We start from the raw sequence: 18,466 nt of genomic DNA on the forward strand, positions 1-18,466 counted from the left end.
GAGAAGTCATGGACGGCCACTGGGACGGGTACGACAGCATCGGCGGGAGCGTGCCGTTGGACCTGGTCAACACCGTTTCCTGGCGGCGCGACCCGGCCCGGCGGGAGGACCGGCTTTCCACCCCGGAACGGCTGTCCGAATGGGTCGTCCTGGTCGGCGCGGGCAGCGAACGGCTGGAGATCTCCGTAGCCGTCCTGGAGGCGGTGAAGGACTTCCGCGAGACGCTGTACCGCGTGCTCGTGTCGGAGCCGCAGGACGTCACGCCGCTGCGGAAGACGCTGCTCGACGCATACCGGCACGCCTCGCTTCCGCCCTCCTTGCCACTGCGATGGGTGGTGCCGCTGGAGAACGGCGACGCACTGCCGCACTTCCTCGCGCTGGCGGCCGAGGACCTGCTCCGGACCGGGGATCTGGAGCGGATCCGGGAGTGCGAAGGCCCGGGCTGCGGCTGGGTCTTCACCGACCACACGCGCAACAGGTCGCGGCGCTGGTGCAGTTCGTCCGACTGCGGGAACCGGGCGCGGGCGAAGCGGCACTACGACAGGACCCGCGGCTGACGTCTCGTTCGCCACATTCGAAGGCACCCGACTGGGTCACGGGGACGTCCTTCCCGGAGGATGTGCTCATGGACACGTCCGCCTACGACGCCGATCTGCCCGCCCACGTCGAGCGGGCGCTGGCCGGGTTCCTCGAGCGCGCCGGTGCCGAGATCCGCCGCACCGAGCCGGTCGTCGGCGTCGGGATCGACGCGCTGGCCGGGTTCGTCCTGGGCGGCGGCAAACGCCTGCGCCCGACGTTCGCCTGGTGGGGCTGGCGCGGCGCGGGCGGCGATCCGGCGGGGCCGGACGTCGAAGGCGTGCTGCAGGCGGTGGCGAGCCTGGAGCTGATCCAGGCGTGCGCGCTGATCCACGACGACCTCATCGACTCCTCCGATTCGCGCCGCGGTTCCCCGACGGTGCACATCGCGGGCGCCAAACTGCACGCCGACAGCGGCTGGCTCGGCTCGCCGAGCACGTTCGGGCTCGCGACCGCCGTCCTGGTCGGCGACCTGGCGCTGGCCTGGGCCGACGACATGTTCGGCGAGGCCCCGCTCCCGCCCGCGGCACTCGCGGCGGCCCGGCCGGCGTGGCGCGCGATGCGCACCGAAGTGCTCGCCGGGCAGTACCTCGACGTCCGCACCCAGGCCACCGGCGACGCCTCCCCCGAGGCGGCGCTGCACATCTGCAAGCTCAAGACGGCCGCGTACACCGTCCAGCGCCCGCTGCACCTCGGTGCCGCGCTCGGTGGCGCCGACGACGCCCTGATCGCGACGTTGCGCGAGTTCGGCGACGAGGTCGGCGTGGCGTTCCAGCTGCGGGACGACCTGCTCGGCGTGTTCGGCGACCCGTCGGTCACCGGCAAGCCCGCGGGCGACGACCTGCGTGAGGGCAAGCGGACGCTGCTGGTCGCGCTGGGTCTCCAGCGCGCGGCCGAGCAGGGCAAGGACGCGGCGGCGAAGGTCATCTCCGACGCCATCGGCGACGCCCACCTGTCCGAAGAGGCCGTCGAGACCGTGCGCGAGGCGCTGCAGGACGTCGGCGCCGTCGACGCGGTGGAACGCCGGATCGACGAGCTCACCGACTCCGCGATGGAGGCGCTGGACCGCGCTCACCTGGCCGAGCCCGCCCCGGCCGCGCTGACCGGACTGGTCGTCAAGGCGACCCAGCGGACGTACTGATGCGCACTGTCACCGGTCCGAGTGACCACGTGGTGGTGATCGGTGGCGGGCTCGCCGGGCTGTCGGCGACGCTGCACCTGCTCGGCGCCGGCCGCCGGGTGACCCTGCTGGAGCAGGACAAGAGCCCGGGAGGCCGGGCCGGACAGGCGGATTTCGGCGGCAACACCGTCGACACCGGCGCCAGTGTGCTGACCATGCCGGAGCTGCTCGACGAGGCCTTTTCCGCGGTCGGTGAATCCCTGGCGGGCAACCTCACGCTGACCCGGCTCGACCCGGCCTACCGCGCGCGGTTCGCCGACGGCAGCACGATCGCCGTGCACACCGAGGCTGCGGCCATGGAGGCAGAGATCCGCGCGGCCGCGGGCCCGGCCGAGGCCGACGGATATCGCAGGCTCCGCCGCTGGCTGACCGAGCTGTACGCGGTCCAGAAGGACCACTTCATCGGCGCGAACTTCGATTCCCCGCTCGATCTCGTGCGCCCGGAGCTGGCGAAATTGGCCGCACTGGGCGGTTTCGGCCGCCTCGGCCCGAAGATCAGCCAGTTCCTGCGTGACGACCGGGTGCGCCGCCTGTTCTCCTTCCAGGCGCTCTACGCGGGCCTCGATCCGGCGCGCGCGATCGGCGCGTACGGCGTCATCTCCTACATGGACACCGTCGGCGGGGTCTACTACCCGTGGGGCGGGATGGGCGAGATCGCGCGGGCCATGGCGAACGCGGCCGAACGCGCCGGCGCGGAACTGCGCTTCGGCACCGAAGCCGCTTGGCTGGAAAGGGTTTCCTCGCGGGTGCGCGCGGTGCGGACCCGCACGGGCGAGCGGATCCCTTGCGACACAGTGGTTCTGGCGACCGAACTCGGCACCGCGTACCGGCTGCTCGGCGCGCGCCCCCGGCGGCCGCTGCCGCTGCGGTACTCGCCGTCGGCCGTCGTACTGCACGGGCACGCGCCGAAAACCTGGCCGGATCTGGGCCACCACACCATCTTCTTCGGTCACGCCTGGGAGAAGACGTTCTCGGAGATCATCCGCGAGGGCAAGCTGATGAGCGACCCCTCGCTGCTGGTGACCCGGCCGACCGCGACCGAACCGGGCCTCTCCCCCGGCGGCGACCAGGTGATCTCGGTGCTCGCCCCGGCGCCGAACCTGCGCCGCGGCGAGATCGACTGGCACCGGGTCGGGCCCGCCTATCGCGCGGAACTGGTGCGCACCCTGGAAAAGCGCGGCCTCGCCGGGTTCGCGGACGACTTCTCGATCGACGAGACGATCACCCCGGAAGGCTGGGCGGAGCGCGGGCTCACCGCGGGCACGCCGTTCTCGCTCGCGCACACCTTCGCCCAGACCGGCCCGTTCCGGCCGGGAAACCTCGTGCGAGCGGCGGAAAACGTCGTACTGGCGGGCTGCGGGACCACGCCCGGCGTCGGCATCCCGCCGGTGGTGATCTCGGGCAGGCTCGCGGCGGGAAGGGTCACCGGCCGATGAACGAGCTCGACGCCGCGGGTGTCACCGAGCCGTCGTTGCGGGCCGCGTACACCGAATGCCGCCGCATCAACGCGCACTACGGGCGCACGTTCTTCCTCGCGACCAGGCTGCTGCCGGCGCGGACGCGCCCGTTCGCGCACGCGCTGTACGGCTTCGCGCGGATGGCGGACGAAGTGGTCGACAACCCCGCGCCCGGCACCGATCCCGCCGTCGCGCTCGACGAGGTCGCCGTCATGGTCGCGCGGGTCTTCGACGGCGGCACGCCCGCCGACCCGGTGCTGGCCGCGCTCGCCGACACCGTGCGGCGCCACGACCTGGACCGCGAGCTGTTCGACGCGTTCCTGCGGTCCATGGCGATGGACCTCAAGATCACCGAGTACGCCACCTACGCCGAGCTGCACGAGTACATCCACGGTTCGGCCGAGGTGATCGGGCTGCAGATGCTGCCCGTCTTCGGCACCGTCGTCCCGGTCGCCGAAGCCGCGCCCGGGGCCGCCGCGCTGGGTGAGGCGTTCCAGCTGACCAACTTCCTGCGTGACGTCGGCGAAGACCTCGACCGGGGAAGGCTGTACCTGCCGACCGAGGAGCTGGCCGCGTTCGGCGTCGACCGCGAACTGCTCGAATGGTCGCGTGCCCGTGGCCTGCCCGACCGGCGGGTGCGGCGCGCGCTCGCCGTCGCGGTCGCGCGCAACCGGGCGGTCTACCGCCGCGCCGAAGCGGGTATCCCGTTGCTGCGCCCGGAATCCCGCGACTGCGTGCGGACGGCGCTCGTGCTCTACGAAGGCATTCTCGACGAAATCGCGGCCCTGGGTTACGACGTGCTGAACACCCGCGCGGTCGTCCCGCGCCGACGGCGGCTGGGTGTCGCACTGCCGAGGTTTTTGGCGAGCGCGTGGAGCAACTCCAGGCTTAGGGTGCGAACATGACCTCTGCTGCGAACAAGAAGATCAGGATCGGCGTCCAGCTGCAGCCCCAGCACGCCGAGTACAAGGCGATCCGCCGGGCGGCTTCGGAGGCCGAAGACCTCGGTGTGGACATCGTCTTCAACTGGGACCACTTCTACCCGCTCTACGGTGAGCCCGAAGGTCTGCACTACGAGTGCTGGACCATGCTGGGCGCCTGGGCGGAGTCCACGTCGCGGGTCGAGATCGGCGCGCTGGTGACGTGCAACAGCTACCGCAACCCCGAACTGCTGGCCGACATGGCCCGCACCGTCGACAACATCTCCGACGGGCGGCTGATCCTCGGCATCGGCTCCGGCTGGTTCGAGAAGGACTACGACGAGTACGGCTACGAGTTCGGCACCGCCGGCGGACGGCTCGACAACCTCGCGGAGGCTCTCCCGCGGATCGAAAGCCGGCTGGGCAAGCTGAACCCGCAGCCGGTCCGGGACATCCCGGTGCTGATCGGTGGCGGCGGCGAGAAGAAGACCCTGCGCCTGGTGGCGAAGCACGCCGACATCTGGCACGGCTTCGGCGACCCGGAGGTCGTGGAGCGCAAGGTCAAGATCCTCGACCAGCACTGCGCCGACGTCGGCCGGGACCCGAAGGAGATCGAGCGTTCGGTCGCCGTCGAGGGCGAGCCCGAGGAACTGGGCCCGAAGCTGCTGGAGCTGGGTGTCTCGCTGTTCACCGTGGCGACCGGCGGACCGGACTACAACCTCGACAAGCTGCGGTCCTGGATCGCTTGGCGGGACAAGCAGCAGTCCTGACCCGCTTGGGCCTCGTGAGTGGTGAGGACGGTTAGAACCGTCCTCACCACTCACGAGACTCGACCCATTCGGTACCGGTGTTTCGGCCGGGTGCTGGGCTTGGCCGGGTGTCGCGAAAGCCACTTTCGAGACGTCTGGTGTCCCGAAAGTGGCTTTCGCGACACCAGCGGCCGGAAGCCAGTAGATACCCAAGACACCTTCGGAAAGTACCGTTCACGAGCGTTGTCGCCGATGAGCCGCGACCCGCTCCCGGGTGGCGCACCGCGTCGAGCAATACCGCCGCGGGCTCCCCCCACCCAGGTGCGCGAACGGCTTCCCACAGCCCGCGGCCGCGCAGAGCCCGCCCGGCGGCGCCTGACGGTCCGCGAGCAGCACGGCCAGCGCGAGCGCGGACGACGTCACCAGCCACGCGCCCCACGGCCCGTCGTCGTCGGCGTCCACGTGGAGATGCCAGCCGAACCCGTCGGCGTGATCGGTCAGCCGCGGCGGATGCGCGTGACGAGCCAGCAGCCGGTTGAGCACTCCGGCCGCCTCCGCGACATCCCGCGCCGCGAACACCTCCCGCAGCTCGAAGGCCGCCTCACGCAACGAAGCCACGTCCGACGGCTTCAAGTCGACAGAGGTCTCGCCATGCGCTTCCAGGACGGAACGGACGTCCAAAGCCGAGGGTTCCGGCGCGAGGAGCACCGTCAGCAGATCCACCGCCCGCTGCGCCGCCGCCCTGGCCGAGCGGCCCGGCAGGAAATCCCGCTGCGCTGAAGTCATATCCCACTGTAACGTCTCACTCATGAGAGGCCGTTACAGGCTCGCCGCCTACCTGACCGGCGCGACGATCGCCAGGACCGGCGACGAGCTGTCCGGACCGGCGTTGCTGCTGCTCGGCCTGAGCGTCGACGGCTCGGCCGCCACGGGATCCGCGCTGCTCGCGGGCCTGACGATCTCCGCGGCGGCGGGCGGGCCGCTGCTCGGCGCCCTGCTCGACCGCAGTCCCCGGCCAGGGCGATTGCTGGCTTGGGCGCTGCTGGCCTACGCGGGCGGGCTCGGCGCCGTGCTGGCACTGGTCGAAATCCCCGCGGCGATCGCGGTGGCCGTCGCGGCCGGGCTGCTCAACCCCGCCTTGGCGGGCGGGTGGACGGCGCAGCTGCCGAACGTCCGCGGCACGACACCGCTGGCGAGGGCGAGCACGCTCGACGCGATGACGTTCACCGCCGCGAGCCTCGCCGGGCCAGGACTCGCAGGCCTCGTGGCCGCGTACGCCGGCGCCCCAGCCGCGGTGGCGCTCGCGATCACGCTGGTCGCGGCCGCTTTCCCGGCCGCGTGGTCGCTTCCGGCCGCCGACGCGAAGCCCATGAGACCGATCCGCCGTCAACTCGCCGACGGGTTCGCGGTGCTCTTCCGCAACCGCGCCCTGCTGCGGGCCACCGCGACGTCCACGGTGTCCTTCGTCGGCATCGGGATGGCCATCGTCTGCTATCCGCTGCTCGGCGCCCAACGGCTGGGGAACCCGGGCTTCGGCGCGCTGCTGCTCACCGTGCTGGCCGCCGCGTCACTGGTCGCGAACGCCGTGCTGGCCCGCAGGCCACCGCCGCCGGACCGCACCGTGCTCGCCAGCACCGTCCTGCTGGGCGCGAGCTTCCTGCTCGCGGCAGCAGGGCACGACATGGCGACCCTGCTGGCCGCCGCCGTGCTCGCCGGATTCGCCGAAGGGCCGCAGCTTTCGTCGCTGTTCGCCATCCGGCATCGCGAAGCGCCCGCGGCGGTACGGGCTCAGGTGTTCACGACGGCGGCGAGCGTGAAGATCACCGGACTCGCGGCGGGCGCCGCGCTCGCGGGACCGCTGAGCGCACTCTCCGTAACCGTCGCGCTGAGCGCCGCGGCGGGCTGCCAGGTCCTGGCGGCCGCGACGTATGTGCTGGTCGGAGCTAGAAGGCCATCGCCTGCGCGCGCCGCTTGACCTCGGTGCCGTGGCTGGTGCGGAGCGCGTTGACCGGGGTCGTCCCCGGCAGGGTGTCGTCCGCGGCGAAGAGCCACCGCAGCATCTCCGTCCGGCTGAAACCGGCGTCCGCGAGCACCGTGATGGTGCCCGCCAGGCCCTTGACCACGCCGTCCTTGACCAGGAACGCGACCGGGACGTACAGCTCGCCCTTGCGCCGCACGGCGATCAGGTGGCCATCGCGCAGCATCTGGCGGACCTTGTTGGCCGAGACGTTCAGCGCTGTCGCGACCTCCGGAAGCGGGAGAACGGCCACATCTGCGTCGAGAACGTCGTCGGCGACGGGAATACCACTCACAGGTGACACTGTGCCACATTCCGTCTCCCGCTCCGTTAGTACGCATGGGTGACGACCCGGACGTGACGATGCGTGCCCGCCCGGTCACGAATACCGCCGATCCGACGAAATGGCGGGAATCGTGATCCCCGGCGTGCCAGGTCCCGTACACCAGAACATGGGTACTTCCGTACGATCCATAGCCGTGACACGCACGGACCCCACGCTGGTGGGCACTCTGCTCGAGGGCCGCTACCGGGTGGACAAGCTGCTCGCACGCGGTGGGATGTCGTCGGTGTACCGCGGCGTCGACACCCGCCTCGACCGCCAGGTCGCCATCAAGATCATGGACCCGCGGTTCGCCGACGACAGGTCGTTCGTCGAGCGTTTCGAGCGGGAGGCCCGGTCGGCGGCCCGGCTGCATCATCCCCACGTGGTGGCGGTGCACGACCAGGGTTTCGACACCCCCGGCGGCGAGGAGTCCGGCCGCGCGTTCCTGGTCATGGAGCTCGTCGACGGCGGGACCCTGCGCGAACTGCTCGCCGAACGCGGTCCGCTGGACATCGCGCTCGCGCTGAGCATCACCGAACCCGTCCTTTCCGCGCTGGCCGCGGCGCACGCCGCCGGCCTGGTGCACCGCGACGTCAAACCGGAGAACGTCCTGATCGGCCGCGGCGGCACGGCGCTTTCGGGCGGCGTGGTCAAGGTGGGCGACTTCGGCCTGGTCCGCGCGGTCGCGAGCGCGGGCACCACGAGTTCGAGCGTCATCCTCGGCACCGTCGCCTACGTCTCGCCCGAGCAGGTCGCGACCGGCGCGACCACCTCGCGCGGCGACGTCTACTCGGCCGGGATCCTGCTGTACGAAATGCTCACCGGACGCCCGCCGTACACCGGCGACACCGCGCTCTCGGTGGCGTACCGGCACGTCAACGACGACGTCCCGCGCCCGAGCGAGCTGCGGCCGGGCATCCCGCCGCAGCTGGACGAGCTGATCCTGCGCGCCACGCGCCGCGACCCCGAGCAGCGTCCGGCCGACGCCGCGGCGTTCCTCGCCGAACTGCACCATCTGCGCACCGTCCTGGGTGTCCCGGCCGTCCCGGTGCCCGTCCCGCTGCCCGCGGACGCCGACCGGGAGACCGACGCCGAACGCACCACCCCCGGCATCCCCGCCGTCCCGGCGGCCGCCACCACAGTGCTGCCGCCGGTCGCCGAAGCGACCCTGCCGGTCACGGGCCCGCGCGGAACGCAGGCACTGCACCGCGAACCGCATATCCCCGCCGCCCAGCCGCCCCGCACGCCTCCGCCTCGGCCCAAACCGGCCGCGGACGGTGAGCAGCCTGAGTCGCGCAAGCGGCTCTACGTCATGATCGCCGCCGCGGTGCTGGTCCTCGGCGGGCTGATCGGCGCGTTCGCCTTCATCCTCAACGACACCGGGCCGAGCTCGTCGTCCGTGCCGAAACTGGCGGGGATGAACCAGGCCGCCGCCGGCGACGCGCTCCGCTCGGCGAAGCTGACCCCGGCCTACACCGAGGAGTACAGCGACACCGCCGCCCAGCACACGGTGATCCGGTCCGATCCGGCCGAGGGCTCGTCGCTCGCACCGGGCTCCACGGTCAACGTCGTGCTGTCGAAGGGCCGCCCGATCGTGCCGGACATCCAGGCCGGGACGAGCCCGCAGGACGCGGAGACGGCGATCAAGGCCGCGCAGCTGACCCCGGTCCAGGGCGAGCAGGAGTACAGCGACGTCGCCAAGAACAAGGTGATCCGCGTCGACCCGAGCCCCGGTTCGCAGCTGAACATCGGCGGGCAGGTCACGATCATCCTGTCGAAGGGCCCCGAACCGCTGCCGCCGGTCCCCGACGTCACCGGGCAGAGCAAGGACGCCGCGTTCCAGATCCTGCAGCAGGCGGGTTTCCAGCCGTTCCAGGCGGGTGAGGAGTTCTCCGACCAGTTCGCCGCCGGTCAGGTGATCCGCACCGACCCGAAGGGCGGCGGCAAGGCGAGCAACCGCCGCATCGGGGTGTTCGTTTCGAACGCCGTCGAAGTACCGAACGTGACGTTCAAGCGGATGGAGGAGGCGTTCCAGATCCTGCGGCAGGCGGGGCTGGAGCCCGACCGTCAGGGTCGCGGAAACGGCAACGGGAACGGCGGCGGAAACGGTGGTTTCGACTTCGTCCTGGAGCAGGATCCGAAGCCGGGCACCAAGGTGCCGAAGGGCACGAAAGTGAAGCTCAAGGGCTTCGGGTGACGCGAAAGGTGCGGTGAAACCGTTCAGTACCGGCGTGGTCATCGGATACCGTGAAGCGCATGGTGGTCGTTGACGGCGTGAGCGGCAGGTCGGACAGGTTCACCCCGCGTTCTGCCGCGCCCGGTCCACGATGAGCTTCTTCACCGACGCTCCGCGCAACCGCCCCCTGTTCCCGGTGCCGGAACAGGAACTGTTCGGCTACAACGGCCGCCCCTGGGTGGAGACGCCGCACGAGTACATCGTCCCGGCGATCCTGCCCTGGTCGATGCCGCTGGGGCGCGCCGAGCGGACCATCGTGGCACTGCGCGGTATCGAGGTGTGGCCGGAGTCCGTGTCGTTCCAGCTGTCGGTGTACTCGCGTGACCTGCTACTGGACGAACCCGGTGAAGGCCTGATCGACCACCGCCGCGTCCCGGACTACAACGCGCTGCTGGTCGGGGTGCTCTTCCCCGACGGCAGGCGCGCCAGTTCGGAGACCATCTCCGTGCCGTCGGCCACCAAACCGGATCAGCCGGTGCTGCGCGCGCAGGGGCTGGGCGGTTCGGCGTTCCACGTCGACCACGAGATCTTCCTGTGGCCGCTGCCGCCCGACGGGCCGCTGGAGCTCATCGTCCAGTGGCTCGACCGCGACATCGAGGAGACACGCACCGCGCTCGACGGCACCGCGATCCGCGACGCCGCCAAGGAGGCGGGCGAGATCTGGCCCGGCCTGCCCGCGCGGGAGGCGCACGGGCTGCCGGTCCGCCGGGTCGGGGCGCAGGCGATGATCACCCCGGCGTGGCCGCGCGAATCGCAGGGCCCGCCGCCCTTGCCCCAACCGCCCTTGCCCCAGCCGAAGCGCGCGCCTTCGCCACCCGCCGAGGCGCCCGCTCAGCCGCGGCGCGGCGCTCCGCTGCCGACCCGCCTCCCGCGCCGGGCCCGCTGAGGGCCGTAACTCGCAACTCGCGTGATCCTGGCCGCAACTCGCGTGATCGAGCGCGTAACTCGTGAGTTACGCCTTGAATCACGCGAGTTACGCCTGCAATCACGCGAGTGACGGGTTCAGCGGAACGCGTCGACGTTCGCCACCGCCCACTCCGCATAGGTGACGCCAGGTCGGCCGGTGAGTTCCTGGACGACGCCCGTCGGCGTGTCGGGGTTTTCGGTGAAGTACGCGAAGCCGTCGAGGAGCCATTCGGCGATCTCCGCCGGGATGCCGGCGGCGGCCCACTGCTTGTTCGCCTCTTCCCGGGTCAGCTCCTCGAAGACCACCTCTTCGCCGAGGGCGGCCGAGATGGCGGCGACCTGTTCGCGCTGGCTGATCGCCGTCGGCCCGCTCAGCGTGTGCTTCTTGCCGACGTGCCCGTCGGTCAGGATGACGTGCGCCGCGACAGCGGCGATGTCCGCGAGGTCGATCGGGGTCATCCGCGCTTCGGGGTAGGCCTCGCGGACCACGCGCTCGGCCTTGATCGTCTCGGCCCAGCCGAGCGTGTTGTTCATGAACGCGCCCGGCCGCAGGAACGTCCAGTCGAAGCCCGCCTCCCGGACGGCCTTCTCGATGATCGCGTAGTCCACGCCGCTCGAGTTCTCCGCCGGGTCGTCGGCGTTGCTGCCCGACAGCGCCACCACCCGGCGCACTCCGGCCTCCTTCGCCAGCTTCACGAAGTCGTCCACCTTGGCCGCGAGCGGCGCCAGGTACACGGTCTCGATGCCTTTCAGGGCTTCCGGCAAGGTCTCCGGCTTGCCCAGGTACCCCTTGGCGACCTCCACCTGCGCGGGCAACGCCGCCTTCGCCGGATTGACGGTCAGCGCCCGCACCGGCGCCCCGGCCTCCACCAGTTCGTCGACGAGCAGCCTGCCGACGCTTCCGGTCGCACCGGTCACCAGGATCGTCACGATTCCCCACTCCTTTTCGTACGCCCTACGGGATTCACTTAACCGTACAGCATACGAGAATGTAGAATCCAGCTTCACGGCCGAGTGGAGTGTGGATGGACTTCGAGCGCAGCCTCGAACTGTTGTGGCGTGACCGCGGCGAAGCCCGGCAGCCGACCAGGGGGCGGAAGCCGAAACTGACCCTCGACCAGGTGATCGCCACCGCCGTCGCGCTCGCCGACGGCGCGGGCGAGGCGACCGTGTCGATGAGCCAGATCGCCAAGAAGCTCGGCGCCGGCACGATGACGCTCTACACCTACGTCCCCGGCAAGACGGAACTGCTCGACCTCATGGTCGACTCGGTGCTCGCCGAACGGGACCTCCCCGGTCCCGGTGATCCGCGGCCGGACGGCTGGCGCGAGCAGGTGCGGCTCTACGCCGAACGCACCCTGGCCGTGTTCCGGGCGCATCCGTGGCTGCGCTCGACGTCGATGGTGCGGCCGGTGCTCGGGCCCGGGCTGATGGCGGGCCAGGAGTACGTGATCGCGGCGGTGTCGGGTCTCGGGCTGGAGCCGCGCAAGGCGGCCGCGGCCGCGAACAGCATCGAGATCTACGTGCAGGCCAACGCGACGCTGTTCGCCGAGACCGCGCAGGTCGAGCAGGAGACCGGGCAGTCGACGGACGCCTGGTGGGGGCAGCGGTCGGTGTTCTGGGAGAAGTACTTCGACGTGGAACGCCATCCGGCGATGACGCGGATCTGGGAAAGCGGCGGCTACGACGCGGACACCTGCGAAGCCGCCGACGAGACCTTCGCGTTCGGCCTGGAACGCCTGCTGGACGGCATCGAAGCCCTCGTCACGCCCTGACCAACCCCGCATTTCTGGATCCGGTAGTCGGCGATATCAACTACCGCATCCAGAGGACGAAACGCGTCAAGAGACGGTGGGCAAATCGGGCGCCGAGACGTCGAAGACCTTGCCCTCGCGGGTGAGCAGAGCGGCCAGGACCTTCGCCTTGCGTTCGGTGTCGGCCGAGGTCCCCCACCGCACGGTCTTCCCGTCGGCCAGCGCGAACTCGACACTTCCGGGGGTCTTCGCCGTCGCGGTGGTGACCTGCTTGAGCAGCTGCTGCGGGATCACCCCGAGGACGCCGGTGACCGCGCGGGTCACCGGATCGTCGGCCGACACCGACGGCAGCTTCAGCTCGGGCAGCCCGGCGGGCCGCTCCTTGACGGTCTTGAACACCACTCCCCCGCCGTCGACGAGGTGCACGCCGTCGCCGCCGGGCCCGCTGTCGAAGAACGCGATCGCGGTCCGTTCGGTCACGGTGATCTCGAGGGTGCCCGGCCAGGACCGCGAGACGTCGACGGTCGCTATCCCGGGCATCTGCGCCACGCGATCGCGGATCTCGTCGGTGTCCAGGCGCAGCATCGGCTTCTGGTCCGGCACCGCCGCCGCGGCGCGGATCTGGTCCGCGGGCACGGAGCTCGCCCCGACGACGTCGACCTGCCGCACGCCCAGCATCGAGCTGAACCACAGCAGGTAGACCAGCGCGACGGCGGTCAGCACCGAGAGCAGCGCGACCCAGCGCCGCCGCAGCTCCTTGTGCCGGTTCGGCCGGGCGGTGCGGCGGCGGTCGTGAACCGACCGCCTGCCGCGCCGTTCCTTCAAACGCTGAGTCCGTTCGGCCCTTGGGGTCCGCTTGACCCGTTCGGAGCGCGGACGCCGACCGGGTTCGGCCGGGCGGCGGCTTTCCCCGGTCTGTGTCATGGCTGGCCGCCGGGCGTTGTCATGGTTACCCCGCCCGCCGGTCCAGTTCGGCCAGGATCTCCGGGCCGAGCTGCGTGACGTCGCCGGCGCCCATGGTCACCAGCAGGTCGCCGGGCTTGACCAGATCCGCCGCGAGCTTCGCCGCGACGTCAAACGCCGGCTGATAGTGCACCGGGACGCCGGAGATCTGGTCGGCGATGAGCGCTCCGCTCACGCCGGGCTCCGGCTTTTCGCGCGCCCCGAAGACGTCCAGCACGACGACCTCGTCGGCCAGCGACAGCGCGGCCGCGAACTCCTTCGAGAACGTCTTCGTGCGCGAATACAGATGCGGCTGGAAGACCACGATGACCCGGCCCGGGCCCGCGGCGGTCCGCACCGCGCGCAGCTGCGCGTCGACCTCGGTCGGGTGGTGCGCGTAGTCGTCGTACACGCGGACGTCGCCCGAGCGGCCCTTGAACTCGAACCGCCGCCGGACACCGCCGAACGCGGCGAGCCCTTCGGCCAGTCCCTCGACCGGCGCGCCGAGCTCGATCCCGGCCAGCAGCGCGGCGACCGCGTTCAGCGCCATGTGCTCGCCCGGTACCGCGACCCGCAGGACGATTTCCTCGCCCTGCAAGGAGATCCGGACGACGCCGCCGTCCGGAGCCGGCGCGAAGTCCAGGACCTTGGCGTCGTCGGCGCCGGTGACCGAGCGCCCGTAGCGACGGACACGGATGCCCTGCGCCGACGCCCGCGCACCCAGCTCCGAGGCGCCCTCGTCGTCACCGCAGACGATGAGCAGCCCGCCCGGCACGATCCGGCCGAGGAAGTCGCCGAACACCGAGACGTACGCCTCGGCCGTGCCGTGGTGGTCCAGGTGGTCCGGCTCGACGTTGGTCACCACGGCGACCGACGGCGAGTACGCCAGGAACGACCCGTCGCTCTCGTCGGCCTCGGCGACGAAGATCCCGCCCTCGCCGTGGTGCGCGTTGGCGCCCGACTCGTTGAGGTCGCCGCCGATGGCGAACGACGGGTCGAGACGGCACTGCTGCAGCGCGACGGTCAGCATCGACGTCGTCGACGTCTTGCCGTGCGTCCCGGCGATGCAGGCGACGCGGTGCCCTTCCATCAGCCCGGCCAGCGCCTCGGCGCGGTGCAGCACGGTGATCCCGCGTTCCCGCGCGGCCACCAGTTCCGGGTTGTCGTCCTTGATCGCGGTCGACACGATCACCGAGGACGGGCCTTCGGGGAACGCGTCGAGGTTCTCGGCGCGCTGGCCGACGGCGATCTCGGCGCCCTGGGCTCGCAGCGAGAGGAACGCGCGCGACTCCTTGGCGTCGGATCCGGACACCTGGGCGCCGCGAGCCAGCAGGATCCGGGCGATACCGCTCATCCCGGCGCCGCCGATCCCGATCAGGTGGGCACGCGTGAGCGTGTCGGGGAGTTGGTCAGGCACCTGCGGCCTCCAGCACGATCTTGGCAAGGGTCTCGTCGGCCTCGCGGTGGCCGAGGCCGACCGCGGCCGCACTCATCTTCGCGACCCGGTCGGCGTCGGACACCAGCGGGATCACCAGCTCCGCGACCTTGGCGGGGGTGAGGTCGGCGTCGTCGACCATCAGCCCGGCACCGGCGTCGACCGCGGGACGGGCGTTGACCGCCTGTTCGCCGTTGCCGTAAGGCAGCGGGACGAACACGGCGGGCAGGCCCACGGCGGACACCTCGGCGACGGTCATCGCGCCGGAGCGGCACAGCACCGCGTCGGCGGCGGCGTACGCCAGATCCATCCGCTCCAGGTACGGCACCGGAACGTACGCGGGCCGTCCGGGGAACTCCTGGACGACCAGCGTGTTCTTCGGCCCGTGGGCGTGCAGGACGCCCACGCCGGCGTCCGCGAACTCCTTGGCGGCGCCCGAAACGGCGCCGTTGATCGACACCGCGCCCTGCGATCCGCCGAAGACCAGCAGGGTCGGGGCGTCGGGGTCGAGCCCGAAGTGCTCGCGGGCTTCGGCGCGCAGCGCGGCCCGGTCGAGCGACGTGATGGAGCGGCGCAGCGGGATGCCGATGACCTCGGCCTTCGCCAGCGGCGTCCCCGGGACCGCGACGGCGACGCGGACGGCGAACCGCGCGCCGACCTTGTTCGCCAGGCCCGGCTTCTCGTTGGCCTCGTGCACCACGATCGGCGTGCGGCCGCGCGCGGCGAGGTACGCCGGGAGCGCGACATAGCCGCCGAAGCCGACGACGACGTCCGCGCCGACCCGGTCCAGGACCTCACGGGTGCGCTTGACCGCGTCGCGGACCTTCAGCGGCATCTTCAGCAGTTCGGGCGTCGGCTTGCGGGGCATCGGCACCGGCGGGATCAGCTCCAGCGGGTAGCCGCGCGCCGGGACGAGCTTGTTCTCCAGCCCGCGCTCGGTCCCGAGCGCGATCACCTTCGCGTCGGGACGCAGGCGCATCACCGCGTCGGCGAGGGCGAGCGCCGGTTCGATATGCCCTGCGGTACCACCGCCGGCGACCACGACCACCGGTGCCTTGCCGGCGACCTCGCCTGCGGCGCCACCTCTGACGGGGTTGTTCACCTATGACCTCTCCGGTTTGCGGTACCCCGTTTCGCGGTACCGCGGTTCGCCGCCGTTCGCGCGGCCGTCCTCCTGCCGGGTTCCCGTACCGAACGGCGCCGCTCCTGTGCGGGCGAAGGCCTCGCCGTCCTCGGCGCGGGCCTCGCCGCCTTGGCGGCGCCTCCCCTGGCCGCGGTGCCCTTCCGCTTGGCGGGCGGGCGGTACGGCTCGGGCGCGGGAAGCCTCAGCAGGCGTCCGAATTTACCCGGCCCCTGCGAACGCAGTGCGGCCACCGCCTCCGGTTCGTGCCGGGCGGCATTGGCGAGGATCCCCATGATAAGCATGGTGATCACCAGCGACGTCCCGCCGTAGGAGATCAGCGGCAGCGTGACCCCGGTGACCGGCAGCAGGCCGACCACGTAGCCGATGTTGATCCCCGCCTGCGCGACCAGGAAGACGGTCAGCGTGCCGGACACGATGCGGATCCACGGGTCGAGGTTGCGGGTGGCGATCCGCAGGCCGACGACGGCGACCCCGGCGAACAACCCGAGCACCACCACGCAGCCGATGAAGCCCAGTTCCTCGCCGATCAGGGCGAAGATGAAGTCGTTCTGCACGTTCGGCAGGTAGCCCCAGTTGGACTGGCCCTGGCCGAGGCCCTTGCCGAACATCCCGCCGTCGGCGAGCGCGAGTTTCGCCTGGTTGGCCTGGAAACCGTCCGCGCTGGTGTCCGGGTCGCCGGAGACGAACGACATGACCCGCGCGAGCCGGTACGGGGCGATGATCGCGAGCACCAGGACCCCGGCCAGGCCACCGGCGAGGATCACGCCGAACAGTCGTTTCGGCGCGCCCGCGAACCACAACAGGGCCATCAGCACCACCGCGAGGGTGATCGTGCCGCCGAGGTCGGGCTGCATCATGACCAGCGCGAACATCAGCAGCGCGATCGGCACGACCGGGACGAGCAGATGGCGCCACTGGTTGATGATGTTGTACTTGATCACCAGGATGTGCGCGCCCCAGAAGGCCAGCGCGACCTTCGCCGCCTCGACCGGCTGGAAGGCGAATCCACCGAGCCGGAACCAGCCCTGCGAGCCGTTGACCTCGGAGCCGAGCGGGGTCAGCACCAGCACAAGCAGCCCGAGGCAGACCACGGTCGCCGTCGCCGACAACCGCCGGACGCGTTCCAGCGGCACCCGCAGCCCGACCCAGAACACCACCGCGCCGATCGCGACGAACATGAGGTGCTTGCTGAACTGGGCGTACACACCGGTGCCGGTCTTGGGGTTGTACGAGGCGACCGACGACGCGGACAGCACCATCACGATGCCGATCACGGTCAGCACACCGGTGAGCGCCAGGACCAGGTGGAACGAGGCGAGCGGCCGCGAAAGCCAGGCCGTCAGCGCGGTACGGAAGGCGACGAACGGGCTTTCCTTGCGTTCACGCCGCTTGCGGGGCGCGGTTTCGCGCTTTCTCTCCTCAACCGCCGTCACTGGTCTCCCCCGCACCGTCGCGCAGGACACGGACCGCGCTCGCGAACGCGTCGCCGCGTGCGCCGTAGCTCGAGTACATGTCCAACGACGCCGCGGCGGGGGCCAGCAGCACCACATCTCCAGGGCGCGCCAGGGCTCGGGCCGCCTTCACCGCCGCAGTCATGGTGTCATCGTCACCCGAAGGGAGGCTGTTCACCGGGACATCCGGCGCGTGTCGCGCGACAGCGGCGGCGATCACGGGTGAATCGACGCCGAACAGCACGACGCCGCGCAGCCGCCCGGCGATCGAACCGACGAGTTCGTCCACGGAAGCGCCCTTGAGCTGGCCACCGGCGATCCAGACGACGTTCAGATGGGCGCGCAGCGAGCCGCTCGCCGCGTGCGGGTTGGTCGCCTTGGAGTCGTTGATGTACCGGACGCCGTCGATCTCGCCGATCTCCTCGGCCCGGTGCGGGGCGGGCCGGTACTCGCGCAGGCCCTTGGCGACGTCCTCGCCGCTGACGCCGTACGCGCGGGCCAGCGCGGCCGCGGCGAGCGCGTTCGAGACGTTGTGCGGGCCGGCGGGACGCACGTCGGCCAGCGTGCCGAGTTCGTCGGCGCTGGTCGCCGGGTCGGCCACGAAGGCGCGGTCGACCAGCAGGTCTTCCACGATCCCGAGTTCGCCGGGGCGCGGGGTGTCCATACCGAAGGCGATACGGCGGGCGTCGGCGGGCGCGTGCTCGTCGGCGAGCCGGATGGACCACTCCTCGTGGAGGTTGTGCACGACGGTGCGGGAGTGGGTGTGGACCCGGCCCTTCGCGGCCGCGTACTCCTCCATCGAGCCGTGCCAGTCGAGGTGGTCCTCGGCCAGGTTCAGCACCACCGACGCGAGCGGGGCCAGCGTCGACGACCAGTGCAGCTGGAAGCTCGACAACTCCACGGCGAGCACCTCGTGCCCGGCCCGCACCGCGTCGAGCACCGCGAAACCGACGTTCCCGCAGGCCACGGCGTCGACCCCGGCGGATCGCAGAATCGACTCCAGCATCCCGACCGTGGTGGTCTTGCCGTTGGTACCGGTGATCGCGAGCCATACCGGCGGCTTGTCGCGCAGCTGCCCGACGCGCCACGCCAGCTCGACGTCGCCGATCACCTCGATCCCCGCCTGGGCCGCCGCCACCAGCAACGGCGACGTCGGCTTCCAGCCGGGGCTGGTCACGACCAGCTCGACGTCTTCGGGTGGCTCGGTCAGGCCCGGCACCAGTTCGGCGCCGAGCCCTTCGAGTTCCGCCAGCCGTTCGGCGTTGCCGTCGGTGACGGTGATCCGCGCGCCCAGGTCCGCCAGGACGGGGACGATGGACTTGCCGGTGACCCCGGCTCCGGCGACGAGGACGTGACGCCCGGCGAGCTCCACTT

At 71.3% G+C, this 18,466-nt stretch carries 17 protein-coding genes; 9 read left to right on the top strand and 8 right to left on the bottom strand.

Annotated features, from left to right (window positions below; genetic code table 11):
- Positions 1-8 precede the first annotated feature (8 nt).
- The 5 genes from H4W30_RS28285 (at position 9) to H4W30_RS28305 (ending at position 4,903) form a co-directional block, all read left to right on the top strand.
- Positions 9-557, top strand: a complete 549-nt coding sequence (locus H4W30_RS28285; RefSeq protein ID WP_192745593.1) for a CGNR zinc finger domain-containing protein — start codon at positions 9-11, stop codon at positions 555-557.
- A gap of 68 nt (positions 558-625) precedes the next feature.
- The gene (locus tag H4W30_RS28290; RefSeq protein WP_192745594.1) at positions 626-1,717 is read left to right on the top strand and encodes a polyprenyl synthetase family protein; all 1,092 of its coding nucleotides are present in this window, start codon (positions 626-628) and stop codon (positions 1,715-1,717) included.
- Positions 1,717-3,192 carry a phytoene desaturase family protein gene (crtI, locus tag H4W30_RS28295; protein ID WP_192745595.1) on the top strand — a complete coding sequence of 492 codons (1,476 nt, stop codon included), beginning with the start codon at positions 1,717-1,719 and terminating at the stop codon, positions 3,190-3,192. The genes H4W30_RS28290 and crtI overlap by 1 nt, the downstream gene beginning before the upstream one ends.
- A complete protein-coding gene (locus H4W30_RS28300) occupies positions 3,189-4,118 on the top strand; it encodes a phytoene/squalene synthase family protein (protein ID WP_192745596.1) in 930 nt (309 codons plus the stop codon). The genes crtI and H4W30_RS28300 overlap by 4 nt, the downstream gene beginning before the upstream one ends.
- Positions 4,115-4,903, top strand: a complete 789-nt coding sequence (locus tag H4W30_RS28305) for an LLM class F420-dependent oxidoreductase (protein ID WP_125675761.1) — start codon at positions 4,115-4,117, stop codon at positions 4,901-4,903. The genes H4W30_RS28300 and H4W30_RS28305 overlap by 4 nt, the downstream gene beginning before the upstream one ends.
- A gap of 213 nt (positions 4,904-5,116) precedes the next feature.
- On the opposite strand, the gene H4W30_RS28310 is transcribed toward H4W30_RS28305, so the two are convergent.
- On the bottom strand, positions 5,117-5,668 hold the full coding sequence (locus H4W30_RS28310; protein WP_192745597.1) for a CGNR zinc finger domain-containing protein: 552 nt from the start codon (positions 5,666-5,668) through the stop codon (positions 5,117-5,119).
- A gap of 22 nt (positions 5,669-5,690) precedes the next feature.
- On the opposite strand from H4W30_RS28310, the gene H4W30_RS28315 reads away from it, so the two are divergent.
- Positions 5,691-6,857, top strand: coding sequence for an MFS transporter (locus H4W30_RS28315; RefSeq protein ID WP_192745598.1), 1,167 nt, complete (start codon positions 5,691-5,693; stop codon positions 6,855-6,857).
- Here the strand turns inward: H4W30_RS28315 and H4W30_RS28320 are convergent.
- Positions 6,826-7,194, bottom strand: a complete 369-nt coding sequence (locus H4W30_RS28320) for an Rv2175c family DNA-binding protein (RefSeq protein ID WP_192745599.1) — start codon at positions 7,192-7,194, stop codon at positions 6,826-6,828. The two genes, H4W30_RS28315 and H4W30_RS28320, sit on opposite strands and share 32 nt — an antisense overlap.
- A gap of 184 nt (positions 7,195-7,378) precedes the next feature.
- On the opposite strand from H4W30_RS28320, the gene pknB reads away from it, so the two are divergent.
- Positions 7,379-9,421 (top strand): Stk1 family PASTA domain-containing Ser/Thr kinase, encoded by a 2,043-nt coding sequence (gene pknB, locus H4W30_RS28325; protein ID WP_192745600.1) that lies wholly within the window; start codon positions 7,379-7,381, stop codon positions 9,419-9,421.
- A 130-nt stretch (positions 9,422-9,551) separates the two neighbouring features.
- Entirely contained in the window at positions 9,552-10,346 is a 795-nt protein-coding gene (locus tag H4W30_RS28330; RefSeq protein WP_192745601.1) for a hypothetical protein, read from the top strand.
- A 116-nt stretch (positions 10,347-10,462) separates the two neighbouring features.
- Here H4W30_RS28330 and H4W30_RS28335 read toward each other — a convergent pair whose 3' ends face one another.
- Positions 10,463-11,296, bottom strand: a complete 834-nt coding sequence (locus H4W30_RS28335) for an NAD(P)H-binding protein (protein ID WP_192745602.1) — start codon at positions 11,294-11,296, stop codon at positions 10,463-10,465.
- A 95-nt stretch (positions 11,297-11,391) separates the two neighbouring features.
- Between H4W30_RS28335 and H4W30_RS28340 the strand changes: the two genes are divergently transcribed.
- Positions 11,392-12,141 (top strand): TetR/AcrR family transcriptional regulator, encoded by a 750-nt coding sequence (locus tag H4W30_RS28340; RefSeq protein ID WP_192745603.1) that lies wholly within the window; start codon positions 11,392-11,394, stop codon positions 12,139-12,141.
- 66 nt (positions 12,142-12,207) lie between these two features.
- Here H4W30_RS28340 and H4W30_RS28345 read toward each other — a convergent pair whose 3' ends face one another.
- Genes H4W30_RS28345 through murD form a run of 5 tightly spaced genes read right to left on the bottom strand, consistent with a single transcriptional unit; the run spans position 12,208 to position 18,464 of the window.
- Positions 12,208-13,044 (bottom strand): cell division protein FtsQ/DivIB, encoded by an 837-nt coding sequence (locus tag H4W30_RS28345; RefSeq protein WP_192745604.1) that lies wholly within the window; start codon positions 13,042-13,044, stop codon positions 12,208-12,210.
- A 25-nt stretch (positions 13,045-13,069) separates the two neighbouring features.
- The gene (gene murC / locus H4W30_RS28350; protein ID WP_192745605.1) at positions 13,070-14,479 is read right to left on the bottom strand and encodes a UDP-N-acetylmuramate--L-alanine ligase; all 1,410 of its coding nucleotides are present in this window, start codon (positions 14,477-14,479) and stop codon (positions 13,070-13,072) included.
- Positions 14,472-15,599 carry an undecaprenyldiphospho-muramoylpentapeptide beta-N-acetylglucosaminyltransferase gene (gene murG / locus H4W30_RS28355; protein ID WP_192745606.1) on the bottom strand — a complete coding sequence of 376 codons (1,128 nt, stop codon included), beginning with the start codon at positions 15,597-15,599 and terminating at the stop codon, positions 14,472-14,474. The genes murC and murG overlap by 8 nt, the downstream gene beginning before the upstream one ends.
- Positions 15,596-17,074 (bottom strand): putative lipid II flippase FtsW, encoded by a 1,479-nt coding sequence (ftsW, locus tag H4W30_RS28360; protein ID WP_192745607.1) that lies wholly within the window; start codon positions 17,072-17,074, stop codon positions 15,596-15,598. Before ftsW ends, murG begins: the two co-directional genes overlap by 4 nt.
- Positions 17,061-18,464 (bottom strand): UDP-N-acetylmuramoyl-L-alanine--D-glutamate ligase, encoded by a 1,404-nt coding sequence (gene murD / locus H4W30_RS28365; RefSeq protein WP_192745608.1) that lies wholly within the window; start codon positions 18,462-18,464, stop codon positions 17,061-17,063. Before murD ends, ftsW begins: the two co-directional genes overlap by 14 nt.
- Positions 18,465-18,466 lie beyond the last annotated feature (2 nt).

The sequence above is a fragment of the Amycolatopsis roodepoortensis genome (assembly GCF_014873915.1).
GTDB classification, from domain to species: domain Bacteria; phylum Actinomycetota; class Actinomycetes; order Mycobacteriales; family Pseudonocardiaceae; genus Amycolatopsis; species Amycolatopsis roodepoortensis.

What these genes read in the sequence shown, in the direction of transcription:
- H4W30_RS28285 (WP_192745593.1), top strand. Translation starts at nt 9, where the DNA reads ATGGACGGCCACTGGGACGGGTACGACAGCATCGGCGGGAGCGTGCCG.
- H4W30_RS28290 (WP_192745594.1), top strand. Translation starts at nt 626, where the DNA reads ATGGACACGTCCGCCTACGACGCCGATCTGCCCGCCCACGTCGAGCGG.
- crtI (WP_192745595.1), top strand. Translation starts at nt 1,717, where the DNA reads ATGCGCACTGTCACCGGTCCGAGTGACCACGTGGTGGTGATCGGTGGC.
- H4W30_RS28300 (WP_192745596.1), top strand. Translation starts at nt 3,189, where the DNA reads ATGAACGAGCTCGACGCCGCGGGTGTCACCGAGCCGTCGTTGCGGGCC.
- H4W30_RS28305 (WP_125675761.1), top strand. Translation starts at nt 4,115, where the DNA reads ATGACCTCTGCTGCGAACAAGAAGATCAGGATCGGCGTCCAGCTGCAG.
- H4W30_RS28310 (WP_192745597.1), bottom strand. Translation starts at nt 5,668, where the DNA reads ATGACTTCAGCGCAGCGGGATTTCCTGCCGGGCCGCTCGGCCAGGGCG.
- H4W30_RS28315 (WP_192745598.1), top strand. Translation starts at nt 5,691, where the DNA reads ATGAGAGGCCGTTACAGGCTCGCCGCCTACCTGACCGGCGCGACGATC.
- H4W30_RS28330 (WP_192745601.1), top strand. Translation starts at nt 9,552, where the DNA reads ATGAGCTTCTTCACCGACGCTCCGCGCAACCGCCCCCTGTTCCCGGTG.
- H4W30_RS28340 (WP_192745603.1), top strand. Translation starts at nt 11,392, where the DNA reads ATGGACTTCGAGCGCAGCCTCGAACTGTTGTGGCGTGACCGCGGCGAA.
- H4W30_RS28345 (WP_192745604.1), bottom strand. Translation starts at nt 13,044, where the DNA reads ATGACACAGACCGGGGAAAGCCGCCGCCCGGCCGAACCCGGTCGGCGT.